Here is a 14,110-nt window from a genome sequence, read left to right as displayed (position 1 = left end):
TTTTTCCCGTTCGCCTCTTCTGACTCTATACCGCTTTTGTTGCTTCTATACGGTTCGATTTCTCCGGCTTGGGGTCTTCAAGATCGAGGATGTGGGCGACGATTCCGCGCGCTATTTCACGTTCACCCATGATAACTGCGTCTGCGCCGAGATCCTGCAGATGCTGGACCTCCGCATCCGAGTGAGCCCGCGCCAAAATGCTGATGACCGGGTTTGCGGCACGTGCCTTGACCACAATCTGGCCGGCTTCAAAAGCGTTCGGGATGGCGATGATCAGTTGACGGGCCTGGGCAAGATTGGCGGCGGCGAGGATATCGCCATTGGCTGCGTTGCCGACGATCGTTTCGATGTTTTCCTCATGCAGTTTCGCTACGGTTTTGTCGGCGTCCTCGATAACGAGAAACGGCTTGCCGACTTCTTTAAGCGCCTCACCAACAAGACTGCCGACACGGCCATAGCCCACCAGAACGGCATGGTCGGTAAGTGTGGTCGGGCGAATTTCCACATCGGGTGTTTCAATTGCTACCAAATCTTCGGTCGAGGGTTCTTCGGTTGGCACGCGCTTTTCGAGTCTCGGCTTAAGATACGTAACCCCCGCGAACACCAATGGGTTGACAAGTATCGACAAGATGGCGCCACCGAGGATGAGGTCGCGGCCTTCCTCGGGCAACATTCCCAACCCGACGCCAAGCTCGGCGAGAATGAAAGAGAATTCACCGATCTGCGCCAGGCTTGCAGAAATGATCAGGGCAGTGCCCGTTGGATAGCCAAAGGCGCGAACGATGAAAAATGCCGCGAGCGACTTGCCAACGACGATAATTGCGAGCGTTGCAAGCAGCGGCAAGGGATCATTGACGATTGTCATCGGGTCGAACAGCATGCCGACCGAGACGAAAAACAGCACCGCAAAAGCATCGCGCAACGGCAGGGATTCTTCTGCTGCGCGGTGGCTAAGTTCGGATTCGCTCATGATCATGCCAGCGAAGAACGCGCCGAGCGCCAGCGACACGCCGAACAACTTGGCCGCACCGAAGGCGACGCCCAATGCGATCGCCAGCACAGCCAAGCGGAAAAGCTCGCGTGATCCGGTATGTGCGATCGCATGCAGGGTCCAGGGGATTACCCTGCGCCCCACGATGAGCATGACTGCAACGAAAGCTACAACCTTGCCAAGTGTCAGCGCGATGACGCCGCCGATGCCAAGATCGAAATATCTGACGATTGGATCGCTCGCGGCGCGAACCATATCGCCCGTTTCGCTACCGCCGTTGATGGCGCCGGCAATAGCTGGCAGCAGAACCAGTGCGAGAACCATGGCAAGATCTTCAACGATAAGCCAACCGACGGCAATACGACCCCGTTCCGTCTCGATCAGCCGCCGTTCCTGCATGGCGCGCAGCAGAACCACGGTACTTGCTACCGAGAGCGCGAGGCCGAAGACAAAACCCGCCTGCATGCTCCAGCCGAGAATCCAGGCAAGGCCCGCGCCAAGCAAAGTCGCTGCCAAAATCTGCACGATCGCGCCTGGAATCGCGATGGCACGAACCGAAAGCAGATCTTTCAAGGAAAAATGCAGGCCGACGCCAAACATAAGCAGAATGACGCCGATCTCGGCGAGCTCGGAAGCCAGCTCCTGATCGGCGACAAAACCGGGGGTATGCGAGCCGGCCAATACCCCGGCTACGAGATAACCGACAAGGGGAGGAATACGCAGACGATTGGCAATCGCACCGAAAATAAAGGCCAAAACCAGACCTATGACGATTGTCGCAATCAGCGGCGTTTCATGAGGCATATGTCGGCGTCTCCCTCGTAAGATGATCAATGGTTAAAATCAATGGGTCCTGCGAACAGGTGCTGTCGCAGCAGTATTGCGTACCTCCGGTGGCTTGCAAACCGATTTCATCCGCTCTGCGGCGCAGGAAACGCGATTTTTTCCCTGCGCCGCAAATAGTTAGCGTTGAACGCTACGTTGGCAGCCGATCAGCTCTGGATGGCCGGCTTTTCGCCCGAGCCGATGCGCGAAGCATGGTTCTTTTCCCACCAAGTTCCGAGCAGCAAGAGAATCGGCGCTGCGATGAACAGCGACGAACTCGTGGCAATGACCACGCCGAAAAGCATCGGCAGAGCAAAGTTCTCCACGGCCTTGCCGCCCCAGATTGCCATGGGAAGCATGGCAAGGAAGACGGTCAGCGAGGTATAGATACAACGCGCCAAGGTCTGGTTGATACTCAGATCGATAATCTGACGCAGCGGCATCTTCTTGTGGATGCGCAAATTCTCACGCATTCGATCGTAAACCACGACCTTGTCGTTGACCGAGTAACCGATGATCGTCAACAGAGCGGCGATGGCCGTGAGGTTGAAATCGAGCCCCATCAACGCAAAGAAGCCAACGGTTTTCGTGGTGTCGAGGATCAGCGTGGCGATTGCACCAAGGGCGAAGTGCCATTCGAACCGCCACCAGATGTAGAGCAGCATGGCAAGGCTGGCGAGGGTAACGGCGAGGACGCCGGACCGAGCCAGTTCCTGGCTGACCTTCGGCCCGACGACTTCCGAACTCTCGATCTTCACACCAGGGTCAAGCTGCTGGACGGAAGCCCTGACTTTAGTGACGGCCGCGGTCTGCGCTTCTTCGCCGCCGTCCTGACGCTGGACGCGGATAAGCACCTTGTTGTCGCCGCCGGCCTGCTGGAGGGCGACTTCACCGAGACCGAGGCCTTCAAGAGTCGAACGCATCATGGCCAGGTCAGCGGGTTTGGAGGTCGTGACTTCGACCTGGATACCGCCCTTGAAGTCGATACCGTAGTTCAGGCCGGGATGGATGAAGAGGATGATCGAAGCGATCGACAGAAAAATCGAAACGCCGATACCGAAGAAACGCGCGTTCATGAACGAGATGTTGGTATTTTCCGGTACGAGCTTGAAGAGATGTTCGATACGGATTGTCTTCATCTTCCGGCGGCGGACGATCGCCGTCATCATGACACGGACGACGGTGACTGCCGTAAACATTGAGACGAGTGCGCCGATGATCATGGTTATGGCGAAGCCACGAATCGGGCCGGTGCCGAAGAGGAAGAGCAGAAACGTCGCGATAAGGTGCGTGGCTTGCGAGTCGATGATCGTTGAATAGGCGAGCTTGAAACCGCGATCGACAGCAGCCATCGCACCGATACCCTTGCGGGCTTCTTCACGGATACGTTCGTTGATGAGGATGTTCGCATCAACAGCAAAGCCGATACCGAGGATGATGGCGGCGATGCCGGGGAGGGTCAGTGTCGCGCCGAGCAGGCTCAAAATGCCGAATGTAAGAATGACGTTGAGAGCGAGCGCCAGATTGGCAATCAGACCCCAGCCGCTATAGAGAACGAATATGAAGCCGACCACGAGTGCGAAGCCGATGAGGCCCGTGAGAACGCCCATCTTGATGACGTCGCCACCAAGGTCCGGACCCACGGTACGTTCTTCGATGACGGTCAGCGGCGCCGGCAAAGCGCCAGCGCGAAGCAACGCAGCGGTGGTGACCGTATCCTGAACCGTGAAGTTACCAGTGATCTGACCGGAGCCGCCGGTGATCGGGACCTGGATAACGGGAGCTGTCAGAACCTTGCCGTCGAGCACGATGGCAAAGGGGCGACCTACATTTTGGCTGGTGATGTCGGCAAACTGGCGCGCGCCGACATTATCGAAGCGGAATGAAATGATCGGCTGATTGGTCTGCTGATCGAAGGCGGCGCGGGCATCGGTCAGGCGTTCACCGCTGAGAGCCACGCGGTCTTCAACCGGGTAGGTAATGGCGGGATCTTTCGCATCCGGCAAGATCGATACGCCGGTGGGCGGCGCAGCGCCGGAATTACGATCCGCAACCATGTGGAAGGTCATCTTGGCCGTGCTGCCGAGTAGGGCGCGCAGCTGGCTCGGATCCTGTAACCCGGGGAGCTGAACGACGATACGATCGGAACCGACGCGCTGGATGGAAGGTTCGGCAACGCCGACCTGATCGACGCGACGACGGACGATTTCCAGACTTTGCGTTAGTGCATTGTCCAGCTTGTCCTTCATTCCGGCTTCGGTCAGCGTCAGGCGTATCTGGTTGCCGTTTGTGGTGATATCGATGTCACTGACAGGTGCGGCAAACCCGACTTGTGCGACTTGCGTGGTCAGATCACGCAGGGCTGCAACGGCCGCGTCGCTTTGTGTCGCATCCGCCAGGGTTACGATGACGCTGTCACCCGCGACACGGACAGATTGCGGCTGGATTTTCGCCGTACGCAGATGACCGCGCGTATCGTCGAGAATTGAGCGAATACGGTCTTTCTTGAGTGCTGCCGCGTCTACTTCGAGCACGAGATAGGAACCGCCGCGAAGATCGAGGCCCAGGGCGACCTGCTTCTTGGGGAACCAGCTTGGCATAGCTTCGAGCTGCGCCTTGGTGAAAGCGTTGGGAAGGGCGAGGACAATACCCACCAGGATAATAGCAATGTAGGTCCAAAGGACCCATCTCGACGTACGCATATCTTAAATTCCGTTATGGAGTGCGGGCGCGCTGCCGAGAACTGATCTACGAGTTTGCCTGGCGGCCGCCGGATTTGTTTTCGTCGTTCCCTATTGGAAACGGTGATGTCAGGCCGCGGTCAGAGGCGGAGCGCGGGCGTGGAAAACAGAATTGCAGTCTAGCGCCGGACTCGTTCCGGACGGAACCGAAATGACGCTTTTCCCGTTCGCAATAACAAACGCATGCCCTTGAGGCACCAAAGCATCCAGTGAGCGGCTATCGGATCCGAGGCCACTTTTAATCTTCAGGTGCAAAGCTTCAAGTGCCGCGACGCGCATTGGGCTCTGCACGGGGGTGGACTGATTGTTGGCTTCGTGGGCCAAGCGCGTTTCATTGCGCGTTGGCGTACCGGCATCCTTTGCCGCAATATTGGTCTCCGCACCGGTCACATACACTGTGCCCAGAGCGGCGCTGATCGTGGATACAAGCCAGAAAATAGAAATCAGGAGCGGAGCAGCGCTTCGCTTTCCTTTTTTGCTATTTCCGTGAACGCTCATCCTGTCATCCAATATCAATACGTCGCGGCGCAAAGCGCCTCGCTGCGACTCTCTTTATGAAGTCTGAAAGCGTGAGTCACTCAAAATCGTCGCGTTTCGCCACCAATGGCTGGAAAATATGTCGTTTTGCAGGAAACGGGTGGAACGAAATGGCCAAGTTGTCCACTTTGCTGAAGATAAGTTCACGACCTAGTTCGAAATGGAGGTCATCATGGCTGACGCCATCAGCAGCACATCGACCATTCGATGGGATACGATAGAAGCGGAACTGGACAATTTCGGCTGCGCCATTTTGAAGGCCGTTTTGTCGAAGGCACAATGCGAAGGATTGGCCGGAGGTTATCCGGACGATAAGCAATTTCGCAAACGTATCGTCATGGCGCGGCACGGGTTTGGCCGGGGTGAGTACAAGTATTTCGCCTATCCTTTGCCTGATGTCATCAACGATTTGCGCCAATCGCTCTATTCTCCCTTGGCCAGCATCGCCAATCGCTGGAATGAGTTGATGGGCATCACTGTCCGGTATCCGGACAGGCATCAAGCATTCATCGAGCGGTGCCACGCCGCCGGTCAGAGTCGTCCGACACCGTTGCTGCTGGAATATGGCGAGGGCGACTACAATTGCCTGCACCAGGATATCTACGGCGAGCATGTGTTTCCGCTGCAGGTGGCGTTCCTATTGTCGAAACCCGGTGAGGATTTCACCGGTGGCGAGTTCGTCCTGACGGAACAACGGCCGCGTATGCAGTCGCGTGCGGAGATCGTGCCGCTAAGGCAGGGTGACGCCGTGGTTTTTCCGGTCAGCCAGCGTCCGGTAAAGGGCACGCGCGGCTACTATTGCGTGAATATGCGCCACGGCGTCAGCCGCTTGCGCAGCGGAAAACGCCATACGCTCGGCATCATCTTCCACGATTCTCAATAGCTGCATCGTGATTCGGGCCAAGACGGCCTGCAAATGGCGCTTTTCTGCGCTCCGGTGCTCATGAACCCAAAAGTTCACTCCGCTCCGATTCTCGAAATTCACCATTTTCGGCGCGCCCTGATCCGAATCTCAGCGCACGTTTGTCTCGCCAGTTGCGTCGGTCTGTGAAGAACAGCATTGTAGCCTCAAATTTCAAATGGGGCCTCGATGGATTATCTGATCTTCTGGGAATGGCTGAGCTTCGCCGCGCGGTGGCTGCATGTGATCACGGCAATCGCCTGGATAGGTTCGTCTTTCTATTTCATCGCGCTCGATCTTGGATTGCGGAGGCACGCAAATCTCCCACAAGGTGTTAATGGCGAGGAGTGGCAGGTTCATGGGGGAGGTTTCTACCACATCCAGAAATACATGATCGCGCCGCCTGATATGCCGGAGCACCTCATCTGGTTCAAATGGGAATCCTACTTCACCTGGTTGTCCGGGTTCATGCTGCTCTGCATCGTCTACTACGGCAGCGCCGATCTATTTCTGATCGATCGCAATGTGCTCGATGTTTCGACGCCTGTAGCTATCCTGATCTCGCTGGCGTCGATTTCAGTAGGTTGGTTGATCTACGACCTTCTCTGCAAGTCTCCACTCGAGTCCAATGATACCCTGCTGATGCTCATACTCTATGGCGTGATCGTATTCATGGCATGGGGTTATACGCATCTGTTTACTGGACGTGCCGCACTCCTGCACCTTGGCGCATTCACTGCGACGATCATGACCGGCAACGTGTTCTTGCTGATCATCCCAAACCAGAAAAAAGTCGTAGCCGATTTGATCGCGGGCAAGATACCCGACCCCAGGCTCGGCAAACAGGCCAAGCAGCGCTCGACACACAACAACTATCTGACGCTCCCGGTTATCTTCCTGATGCTGTCGAACCATTATCCGCTTGCGACGTCCACTGAGTTCAACTGGATAATTGCCGCGCTGATATTCATCATCGGCGTGCTCATCCGGCATTATTTCAACTCAAGACATGCAGGAACAGGCAATCCGCATTGGACATGGCTTGCCAGTGCCATTTTGTTTATCGTTATCATATGGTTGTCGACGGTTCCCAAGATCCTGACAGGCGAGGAGAAAGTGTCCCGCGCTGCTGAACCTTTCCTGGCTGCGCAGGATTTCGAGCAAGTTCGCGACACGGTAATGGGACGTTGTTCGATGTGCCATGCAGCGGAGCCATCGTGGGAGGGCATCATGCTGCCGCCAAAGGGTATTCGTCTCGATACGGATGAATTGATCGCGACCCATGCGAGCCAGATCTATATTCAGGCGGGAGCGAGCCATGCCATGCCGCCTGGCAACCTGACCCATATCACCGATGGCGAGCGCGCGCTGATCGTCGCGTGGTATCGGGGTGCAATGGCCGGAAAAGCAACACCATGACAGAACTATTGTTGCGTGCCCGTATTCTGACATTCCATGATGAGCCGTTGAACGGTGAGACGAGCGCCGAAACATTCACATATCTCGAGGATGGCGGGCTTCTCATTCGCGACGGCAAGATCGTTGCAATGGATGAATTTGCAACGTTGCGGGCGGGAGACGGTCGCAACGCCGAAGTCATCGACCATCATCCGCATCTGATCATGCCGGGTTTCATCGACTGTCATATCCATTATCCGCAGATGCAGGTGGTCGGTTCCTATGCCGGTGCGTTGATGGAGTGGCTGGACAAATATACATTCGTCGAAGAGCAGAAATTTTCCAATCAAGGCCATCCGGAAAAGATCGGCTCTGCGTTTTTCGATGAGTTGATCCGCCACGGTACGACGACCGCAGCAGCATATTGCTCGGTGCACAAAGCCTCCGTGCATTCATTCTTTACGGAGGCGCACCGGCGCAACATGCGCATGATTGCCGGTAAGGTGATGATGGATCGCAATGCACCGCCCGGTCTGCTCGATACGCCACAATCGGGCTATGATGACAGCAAGGCGCTTATCGCGGACTGGCATGGCAAGGGGCGTCAACTCTACGCGATCACGCCGCGTTTCGCACCAACCTCCTCACACGAGCAACTCGAGATGAGCGGCACGCTGGTGCGCGAATTTCCGGATATGCATGTGCAGACGCATCTTTGCGAGAACACTGCAGAGATTGCCTTCGTTGCTCAACTCTTCCCGTGGAGCAGGGATTACACGAATGTATATGAACATTATGGCCTGCTGGGGCCAAAGACGCTGCTCGGTCATTGCATCCATTTGAGCGATGCCGAAGTGAGCACGATTGCCAATAGCGGATCGATTGCAGTTTTCTGCCCGACGTCAAATTTGTTCATAGGCAGCGGATTGTTCGATCTGGCGCGCATTCTGGCGTCAAACATTCGCAACGCGATCGCGACGGATATCGGCGGCGGCACATCTTATTCCATGCTGAGAACGCTGGATGAGGGCTATAAAATTCTCAATATCCAGGGCCAGCGCTACCATCCACTCCGCTCATTTTACCAGGCGACCCTAGGCAATGCGCGGGCTCTTGCGCTGGAGGGTATTATCGGCTCGTTCGTGACAGGTGCGGAAGCTGACTGCATCGTTCTAAATGCACGCGCCACGGCCGCAATGCGCGTTCGCATGGAAACCGTCGAAACACTGGTGGAAGAACTCATGCTGATGCAGACCATGGGCGATGATAGAACAATCGCCGAGGTTTATATCGCCGGTGTGGCAGCCAAGAGTACTTTGCCGAGCTAGTAGCGCAGGGAACCAAAGAACGCATTCGGCCGTTCGGGTCGATCAATGCCTCGTCTCCGGGACCCTTCATGACAACACAGCATCGGAATTTGCGAACCGGCCAGCCCATCTGGCTTGGCCGACGGGCTGCAGGAGTTGAGTTCAACCTGCTACTTGAAGATATAACAATAGATATCGCGATTGTTGGCGCCGGCATCAGTGGTGCTCTCATGGCCGACAGCTTGAGTGAAGCCGGGTATTCGGTTGCCATTTTTGACAGACGAAAGCCAGTGACCGGTTCAACGCCCGCGAGCACCGCACTGCTGCAATTCGAAATTGACACACCTTTGCATCACCTTGCGCAACAAACCGGTCGTAACGATGCCGAGCGTGCTTGGCGTAGATCAAAACTTGCGGTCGACGCACTGCGCGAAAGAACCCGTGAGCTTGGAATAAACTGCGAGATGCAGAACCGGGATTCGCTTTACCTTGCCGGCGATCTTCTCGATGAAAAAGGCTTGCAGCGAGAGTTGTTGGCGCGTCGCCGAGCGGGCTTTGAAACAAAACTTTTGAACCGGGCCGAACTAAATGCCAGGTTTCATATTGATCGGCCGGCGGCGTTGATGAGTTTTGATAATATTGAAGCCAATCCGCGCAAACTGGCGCTTGGTTATCTGAACTTTGCAATCTCGCGTGGAGCCAAGATCTTCGCACCGGTCGAGATCGTGTCGGTCGAACCAAGGTCGCGCGATGTCATTGCGGCAACAAAGGAGGGGCGAAAAATACGCTGCAAATATCTGGTTTTCGCAGCGGGCTATGAAATACCCGAGCAAGTGCCGCAGAAAGGACACCAGATCATTTCTACCTGGGCGCTGGCGACACCGCCACAGAAGCAGAAGCTATGGCCCGAACAATGCCTGATTTGGGAAGCCTCGGACCCCTATCTCTATATGCGCACGACTCAAGAGGGGCGGATCATCGTCGGGGGCGAAGATGAAGAATTCGAGGATGAGGAAAAGCGCGACGCGAAATTGCCAGCGAAGACAAAGGCTATCCTGGCAAAGCTCAAGAAGTTGTTTCCGCAGGTTATCGCCGAAGCAGACTACGCCTGGACTGGAAGTTTTGGCTCGAGCAAGACCGGTTTGCCCACAATTGGCGCCATCCCAAAAATGGATCGATGCTTTGCCGTCCTCGGTTATGGGGGGAATGGCATCACGTTCTCGATGGTCGCGGCGCAACTCGTTCGCGGGCTGATAACCCGGACGGGCGATCCGGACGAAGACCTGTTTGCATTCAAATAGCCTATTCCACGCGGTAGCCGACTTCCTCCGCCGCATGTCCCAGTGTTTGCCAAAACGAGCGGGCAAACGTGCGGAACACGTAGATGTCGAAGGTCTCGTCATCGATCCGCTGAATGTTGGCGTGAATGTCGTGATGCAACGTGGCACGTCCGTAGGCGATGGGGAAGGCATGCTCGGAAAAGTCGATGGCGAAGAGTTTCGACAATATCCATTCCGAGCGCGGTCCACTGATCCGAATGACGGTGCGGCCATGGGTGAGGTCAACCATCGTCCCGAGTTCTGGAGAGATGGCGGAGCGCAACCGGGATTCGAGGTCAGGTGTTGCGCTGACGACGAAATAACGACCGGGCGCAAAGCCAAAGACAGATTTTTCGCCTGCGACGCGGCCGAGACCCGGCTTATTCTGAAGAACAAGACCCGTGGCACTGCCGATTGCAGTCAGCACGGTCGGTATCGTATCTGGCCATGCAGTAACCTGAATGATCGACAGGTTTTTACGCTCCAGCAGTGTCACACCAATACCGGCAGCGGAATTGCCGTGATCGCCTGGAATGAAGGTCCTGCCGAGTGGAGATTGAGATTCAGCCATGCATCCGGCTTCCTTCTGGATCGAACATGTGGTGACTGACGATCTCTACCGCGCCATGTTTGTCGCGGAGCAGGTCCGTTGCAAAGGCGCGATTGCCAATCATCGACGTGCCGTGTTTGACCAGTGCGAGTGCAATATATTTGCCAAGGGCCGGTGAGTAACAGGCCGCCGTGACGTGACCAAAACTGTCAGCGGGTTCGCGGGGGTTGGGGTCGGTTACAATGTGGCTGCCACCATTGATCGATTGATTGTCGAGCGAAATCAAACCCACGAGCGACAAGCGGTTTTCATCCTTGAGCCCTTCACGATTGATCATGGCGGAGCCGATATACGGCTTCTTCTTCGACAGCATCCAGTCGAGATGCAGGTCATGCGCCGTGGTTCTGCCGTCAATTTCGGCACCGGTGACATGACCTTTTTCAATACGCAGCGTCCCGAGGGCTTCAAGTCCGTATGGGATAATGTCAAAAGATTTTCCGGCGGCAAGAAGGGCTTCCCAGACCTGCGTCCCATATCCGGCACCGCAATAAACTTCGTAGGCCAGTTCCCCCGAGAAGGACAGGCGGCAGATCATGGCTGGAACACCGGCGATTTTGCCGTGAACGATACCCATGAAGGGCAGGGTGTCATTGTCAACTTTCGTTCCAGTCACGCAGGACTCAAGTACAGCGCGCGACTTCGGACCAGAGATGGCCGAACCCGCCCATACGTCAGTGACCGACGTCAGGTGGACGCGCAACTCCGGCCAAATACAGTCGAGATAATATTCCAGATGCTGCATGACAGGGCCGGCGTTGGCGGTGGTCGTCGTCATCAGGAACTGTGTTTCGCCAAGGCGCCAGGTTGTGCCGTCGTCGAAGGCAATGCCATCTTCGCGCAGCATCAGACCATAACGTGCCTTGCCTACCGGCAGGGTGGAAAACATATTGGTGTAAACGCGGTCAAGGAGTTGCGCTGCATCGGGACCTTGTATGTCGATTTTGCCAAGGGTTGAAACATCGACGATGCCGACACTCTCGCGAACTGCCCGGGCCTCGCGAATATATGCCTGTTCGATTGTTTCGCCGTGGCTGGAATAAATCATGGGGCGATGCCAGAGGCCGGCTTCATAGGTTTTCGCATCGTTTGCCAGATGCCAATCATGCATGGGAGTCAGACGATGCGGACGCAAATCTCCGTATCGTTCGCCAGCCAGGGTGCCTAGAGAAACCGGTGTGAATGGCGGACGGAACCGGGTCGTACCCGCTTCGGGAATCGAGATGCCGCGCACGTCGGCCATGATGGCAAGGCCGGGAACATTGGAGGTCTTGCCCTGATCGGTCGCCATCCCAAGCGTGGTGTAGCGCTTCAGATGTTCGACCGAGTGAAAACCTTCGCGGTAGGCGAGGCGAATATCATCCGCCGTGACGTCATGCTGAAAATCGACGAAGGCTTTCTGGGATTTAACCGCTGGCTCAATCTCAAACACAGGTGCAGGAGACGAGTCCAGCATCGGTGCTTCTACCGGCGGAAGGATGAGCCTGCTCTTGGCGGAACCCTTGGTCGCCGCGTCGGACATGACGCTGATCGTATCCATGTAACCGGCTGCGGAACCGGTCATCACCCAGTTCTGGTTTGGCTCCGGCGGCAGGAAAGCCTGAAGATCCTCGTCCCATTCAGGCTTGCCGCCTGCTTGACTTGCAAGGTGGATGGCCGGCGACCAGCCACCCGAAACACCAAGACAATCGGTCTTGATTTCGCGAGGCGCGCCTGACACGCGGCCGGTCTCGGCGTTGAAATGCTGTACCGAGATCGAACTCAGCGTCTTGCCGGCATGGGTCGCCGTAACGGCATGACCGAGCAACAGCTCGGCGCCGGCAACACTCGCGATATCCCTGCATGTGCCGGAAACGTCAGAGCGAACATCGATTATGGCGATCACGTTGACGCCAGCAATCGACAGCGTTCGGGCCGCATCATAAGCGCCGTCATTATTGGTGAAGAGGGTGACATTATTTCCGGCCGCGACACCGTATTCGACCGCATAGCGGCGGACTGCATCGGCGAGCATGACACCTGGACAGTCATTGCCGGGGAAAACGATCGGCCGCTCGAATGCGCCAGTCGCTAGAATCACCTTGCCGGCGCGAATTACCCAATGACGCTGGCGTGGCATCCCCTTGGTCCGGTTCGGCTTGTGATCGGAAACATGTTCGACGGCTGTGAGAACATTGCCGTCGTAGTAGCCCCAGACAGACGTCCGGGTCAGGAACCGGACATTCGGCAGAATCGCCAAAGCGTCAGCCTTTTCACGAGCCCAAACGGCAGGGTTGCGTCCATCGATCATTTCACCGGAGCCAAGCAGTGAGCCGCCGGGTAGCGGGCGTTCCTCCGCGATGATGACTCGCGCGCCCGTTGCGGCCGCTGCTTCCGCGGCAATCAGGCCGGCAGGACCACTGCCGACGACAAGGACGTCGCAAAAGGCGTTCATGCGCTCATAACGATCTGGGTCGGGGGCCGTGCCTGCTTTGCCAAGTCCGGCTGCGCGGCGGATGAACTTCTCGCAGAACATCCAGAAGCGTGTGCCTTTCAGTGGGCCGATCGCTGGTCCCATGAATGTCTTGTAATAAAATCCCGCCGAGAACAAGGGGCCAGCCAATTGGTTGATGGCCATGAAGTCATGTTCCAACGACGGAAAGCGATTTTGACTTTGGGTGACCAGACCGTCAAAAATCTCCAGTTCCGTAGCCCGGACGTTCGGCTCGCGGACATCGCCGGAAAGAACTGTGACGAGGGCGTTCGGCTCATCACTACCGGCGGCGAACACACCGCGCGGGCGATGATATTTGAACGAGCGTCCGAAAAGCGTAATGCCATTGCCAAGGAGCGCGGAAGCGAGCGTGTCTCCCGGATGTCCGCTATGGGCCTTTCCGTCGAACGTGAATCGGATGGATTTGGAGCGGTCGATACGTCCACCCTTCGATAGCCGCGAACTTGTCATGGACGGCCACCACTTGCGGTGTCGCGCGCAAATACCGCCGACGAAATCGTATGAGTTGCCATATCCCGCGTGACAAGGAGATGCTGGCGGCAACCTCCCGTATGAAGCCAGAACTCTCGATGGGGACCGCTGGGGTTGGTGCGATCAAAGACGTACGAATTCCACGCGTTCTGGTCGATGGATGCCGGATCTGGTCGTTTACGCGTTGCATCGCCTTGATAGGTGAACTCGATGACATCCCGAGGTCCGCAATAGGGGCATTTGATTATCATGATCTCATTTGTCTCGATGGCGAAACGAGTGACTCGCGAGTAGTTTGCTTCAAGGACCAATCAACAGAATGTGTCGCGACTGGTCAAGGTTGACGACGGGAATATAAACGTTGGCATGCACATTAAAAAAAAATACTTCACGCCCCGATTATATTCTTCAATATAGTAAGACTACCGTCAAATTATCATCCGCATCGTAACCATAACGTCAAGCAATGTCGTTCCGCCGACTGGTTTAGGCGGTGAGTTGTTGCATCCAGAATCGTCT

Annotated in this window: 10 protein-coding genes; 4 read left to right on the top strand and 6 right to left on the bottom strand. The window is 56.2% G+C overall.

What is annotated here, in order from left to right; all coding sequences use genetic code 11:
* Nucleotides 1–25: 25 nt before the first annotated feature.
* The 3 genes from ybaL to PHA01_RS08780 form a co-directional block, all read right to left on the bottom strand.
* Nucleotides 26–1,795 (bottom strand): YbaL family putative K(+) efflux transporter, encoded by a 1,770-nt coding sequence (gene ybaL, locus PHA01_RS08790; protein WP_271894605.1) that lies wholly within the window; start codon nucleotides 1,793–1,795, stop codon nucleotides 26–28.
* A 188-nt stretch (nucleotides 1,796–1,983) separates the two neighbouring features.
* On the bottom strand, nucleotides 1,984–4,518 hold the full coding sequence (gene secD / locus PHA01_RS08785; RefSeq protein WP_271894604.1) for a protein translocase subunit SecD: 2,535 nt from the start codon (nucleotides 4,516–4,518) through the stop codon (nucleotides 1,984–1,986).
* A 108-nt stretch (nucleotides 4,519–4,626) separates the two neighbouring features.
* A complete protein-coding gene (locus PHA01_RS08780; RefSeq protein ID WP_271894603.1) occupies nucleotides 4,627–5,055 on the bottom strand; it encodes a hypothetical protein in 429 nt (142 codons plus the stop codon).
* A gap of 211 nt (nucleotides 5,056–5,266) precedes the next feature.
* Here PHA01_RS08780 and PHA01_RS08775 point away from each other — a divergent pair, with 211 nt between their 5' ends.
* The 4 genes from PHA01_RS08775 (at nucleotide 5,267) to PHA01_RS08760 (ending at nucleotide 10,001) form a co-directional block, all read left to right on the top strand.
* On the top strand, nucleotides 5,267–5,977 hold the full coding sequence (locus PHA01_RS08775; RefSeq protein WP_271894601.1) for a 2OG-Fe(II) oxygenase: 711 nt from the start codon (nucleotides 5,267–5,269) through the stop codon (nucleotides 5,975–5,977).
* Between the two features lie 207 nt (nucleotides 5,978–6,184).
* Nucleotides 6,185–7,414, top strand: a complete 1,230-nt coding sequence (locus PHA01_RS08770; RefSeq protein ID WP_271894600.1) for a urate hydroxylase PuuD — start codon at nucleotides 6,185–6,187, stop codon at nucleotides 7,412–7,414.
* Nucleotides 7,411–8,721, top strand: a complete 1,311-nt coding sequence (guaD, locus tag PHA01_RS08765; RefSeq protein ID WP_271894599.1) for a guanine deaminase — start codon at nucleotides 7,411–7,413, stop codon at nucleotides 8,719–8,721. The genes PHA01_RS08770 and guaD overlap by 4 nt, the downstream gene beginning before the upstream one ends.
* Before the next feature lie 68 nt (nucleotides 8,722–8,789).
* Entirely contained in the window at nucleotides 8,790–10,001 is a 1,212-nt protein-coding gene (locus PHA01_RS08760) for an NAD(P)/FAD-dependent oxidoreductase (protein ID WP_271894598.1), read from the top strand.
* Between the two features lies 1 nt (nucleotide 10,002).
* Here PHA01_RS08760 and PHA01_RS08755 read toward each other — a convergent pair whose 3' ends face one another.
* The 3 genes from PHA01_RS08755 to PHA01_RS08745 are packed head-to-tail and all read right to left on the bottom strand — an operon-like array spanning nucleotide 10,003 to nucleotide 13,842.
* Complete coding sequence (locus PHA01_RS08755) at nucleotides 10,003–10,590, bottom strand: sarcosine oxidase subunit gamma (protein WP_271894597.1); 588 nt, start codon at nucleotides 10,588–10,590, stop codon at nucleotides 10,003–10,005.
* Nucleotides 10,583–13,570, bottom strand: a complete 2,988-nt coding sequence (locus tag PHA01_RS08750) for a sarcosine oxidase subunit alpha family protein (RefSeq protein WP_271894596.1) — start codon at nucleotides 13,568–13,570, stop codon at nucleotides 10,583–10,585. The genes PHA01_RS08755 and PHA01_RS08750 overlap by 8 nt, the downstream gene beginning before the upstream one ends.
* Nucleotides 13,567–13,842 (bottom strand): sarcosine oxidase subunit delta, encoded by a 276-nt coding sequence (locus tag PHA01_RS08745; protein ID WP_271894595.1) that lies wholly within the window; start codon nucleotides 13,840–13,842, stop codon nucleotides 13,567–13,569. Before PHA01_RS08745 ends, PHA01_RS08750 begins: the two co-directional genes overlap by 4 nt.
* Nucleotides 13,843–14,110: the final 268 nt, after the last annotated feature.

The sequence above is a fragment of the Candidatus Phyllobacterium onerii genome (genome assembly GCF_028331445.1).
Classification (GTDB): domain Bacteria; phylum Pseudomonadota; class Alphaproteobacteria; order Rhizobiales; family Rhizobiaceae; genus Phyllobacterium; species Phyllobacterium onerii.
The sequence above is the reverse complement of the archived record's forward strand: the minus strand, read 5'-3'. Positions and strand labels throughout refer to the sequence as shown.

Coding starts and splice junctions, on each gene's coding strand:
- ybaL (WP_271894605.1), bottom strand. CDS start 1,795: ATGCCTCATGAAACGCCGCTGATTGCGACAATCGTCATAGGTCTGGTT.
- secD (WP_271894604.1), bottom strand. CDS start 4,518: ATGCGTACGTCGAGATGGGTCCTTTGGACCTACATTGCTATTATCCTG.
- PHA01_RS08780 (WP_271894603.1), bottom strand. CDS start 5,055: ATGAGCGTTCACGGAAATAGCAAAAAAGGAAAGCGAAGCGCTGCTCCG.
- PHA01_RS08775 (WP_271894601.1), top strand. CDS start 5,267: ATGGCTGACGCCATCAGCAGCACATCGACCATTCGATGGGATACGATA.
- PHA01_RS08770 (WP_271894600.1), top strand. CDS start 6,185: ATGGATTATCTGATCTTCTGGGAATGGCTGAGCTTCGCCGCGCGGTGG.
- guaD (WP_271894599.1), top strand. CDS start 7,411: ATGACAGAACTATTGTTGCGTGCCCGTATTCTGACATTCCATGATGAG.
- PHA01_RS08760 (WP_271894598.1), top strand. CDS start 8,790: ATGACAACACAGCATCGGAATTTGCGAACCGGCCAGCCCATCTGGCTT.
- PHA01_RS08755 (WP_271894597.1), bottom strand. CDS start 10,590: ATGGCTGAATCTCAATCTCCACTCGGCAGGACCTTCATTCCAGGCGAT.
- PHA01_RS08750 (WP_271894596.1), bottom strand. CDS start 13,570: ATGACAAGTTCGCGGCTATCGAAGGGTGGACGTATCGACCGCTCCAAA.
- PHA01_RS08745 (WP_271894595.1), bottom strand. CDS start 13,842: ATGATAATCAAATGCCCCTATTGCGGACCTCGGGATGTCATCGAGTTC.